The following is a 2258-nucleotide window of genomic DNA, read 5'->3' as shown; positions in this document are numbered from 1 at the left end:
CGCGGCGGTTGCGGGTGTCGCATGCGTTCCATTCGCCGTTGATGGAGCCGATGCTGGCCGAGTTCGAGCGGGTGGTGGCGGGGTTGACGCTGCGTCGCCCGGAGTTGCCGCTGGTGTCCAACCTGTCAGGTGACCTCGTCGGCGAGGAGGTCACCGAGCCGGGGTACTGGGTGGAGCACGTGCGGCGGCCTGTCCGGTTCGCCGACACCATCACCACCCTGCGCGGACAGGGCGTCGGCTGTTACATCGAGGCAGGCCCGGACGCCCAGCTGGCCCCGATGATCGAACAGACCCTCACCCACCACGACAACGGGGACGGGCACGACGGCGGTGAGCCCGCGGTGGTGGCGTTGCTGCGCCGCGACCGGGACGAGACGGCTCAACTGGTCGCCGGGCTGGGTCAGGCGTGGACGTGTGGCACCGGTGTGGACTGGACCGCCTGGCCGTCCTGGACCACCGCGACCACCGCGACCACCGCGACCACCGCGACCACCGAAAACGCCGGAACCAACGGAATCACCGCGGCCATCGAAACCACCGCGGCCGGACCAGCCGGAACAGTTGGACGGGCCGGTTCGGCCGGGGTTCGGGTCGGCCATCTGGATCTGCCCACCTACCCCTTCCAGCGGCGGCACTACTGGCTGCAGCCCGCCCCCGCCGGTGACCCGGCCGCCCTCGGCCAGACCGCCGCCGACCACCCCATCCTGGGAGCAGTGGTGGAGCAGCCCGACGGGGGCGCCATCCTGACCGGCCGGTTATCGGTCACGGCCCAACCCTGGCTGGCCGACCACGTGATCAAGGCCACCCCCATCCTGCCCGGCACCGCCTTCGTCGAACTGGCCCTGCGCGCCGGAGACCAGGTCGGCTGCCCCACCATCGACGAACTCACCCTGCACGCCCCCCTGCCCATCCCCGACCCCGGCCACCACAACACCGGCCACCACAGCAACGGTCACCACAGCAACGGCCGGCACAGCAACGGGGACACCGGCAACGTCGACACCGCAAGCGTCGTGGTACAGGTCACCGTGACCGGACCAGGACAAGACGGCCGACGCCAGATCACCATCCACTCCAAAGACGACCACGGACAGTGGACCCGCCACGCCACCGGCACCCTCACCCCCACCCCCGCCACCCCCGGCGACGCGGCGGCAGACCTGCGCCACGCCTGGCCACCGCCAGGCGCCCAGCCACTGGACACCACCGACCTGTACGACCGCCTGGTCGACCACGGCTACGGCTACGGCCCCGCCTTCCACGGCCTCACCCACGCCTGGAAACACCACGACGACCTCTACGCCGACATCACCCTCCCCGAACAAGCCGAACAAACCACCCGATACGGCATACACCCCGCGATCCTCGACGCCGCGATGCACGTGGACCTGGTGGCCGGGCCGAAGGCCACGCTGATCCCGTTCAACTGGAACGGCGTCACCCTGCACGCCGCCGGCGCCACCGCGCTTCGCGTACGGCTGCGCCGCCTGGACGGCGACGAGGTCACCAGGCTGGACCTGGCCGACACCGCCGGCCGGCCGGTGGCCACGGTGGAGACGGTGGTGTCCCGGCCGGTCAAGGCCGACCAACTGGCGCAGGCTCGCCCGGCCTCGGAGTCGCTGCTCGCCGTGACGTGGCGGCCGGTCGCGCCGTCGGGCCCTCTCGGCGCAGTGGACGCCGACGCGCTGGTCATCGACGCCACCGGCGGCGCCGGCGAAGCCTCAGGGGGCGATGTGCCGGATCGGGTGCGTCGTGCCCTGCGTCCGGTCCTTACCGGCCTGCAGGACTGGTCGGTCGCGGCGGACACCCGGCCGGCAGTGGTGATCACGCGGGGTGCCGTGGCGGTGCGCGACACCGAAGGGCCGGATCCGGCGCGGGCCGCGGTCTGGGGCCTGGTGCGGGCCGCACAGGAGGAGAACCCCGGCCGGATCATCCTGGTCGACGTGGATCCGGCCGCTGACCTGGCGGACGGCGTGCGCGTCGCCCTGGCCACCGGCGAGCCCGAGCTGGCGATCCGTGACGGCCGGCCGTGGGTCCCCCGGCTGAGCCGCGCCGCAGTCCCGCGCGAGGGTCACGCCGACCGGGTATCGCGCGCCGCAGCCGTTGACTCGTACGACGCGGCCTGGCCGGCCGATGGGACCACGCTGATCACCGGCGGCACCGGCGGGCTGGGCGCCCTGATGGCCCGGCATCTGGTCGCCGTGCACGGCGTGCGGCATCTGCTGCTGGTCTCCCGTCGCGGCCTGGACGCCCCCGGC

The 2258-nt window shown here is 73.0% G+C and carries 1 protein-coding gene; it reads left to right on the top strand.

Annotation, left to right across the window (positions count from 1 at the left end; translation table 11 throughout):
* Positions 1–14: 14 nt before the first annotated feature.
* Positions 15–2258 (top strand): polyketide synthase dehydratase domain-containing protein (locus ACFQSB_RS40090; RefSeq protein ID WP_380832584.1); only part of this gene is annotated, 2244 nt, incomplete at its 3' end.

This window comes from Sphaerisporangium rhizosphaerae (assembly GCF_042665155.1).
Lineage (GTDB): Bacteria > Actinomycetota > Actinomycetes > Streptosporangiales > Streptosporangiaceae > Sphaerisporangium > Sphaerisporangium rhizosphaerae.
Note: the sequence above shows the minus strand (reverse complement) of the source record. Positions and strands in the feature narration are given on the sequence as shown.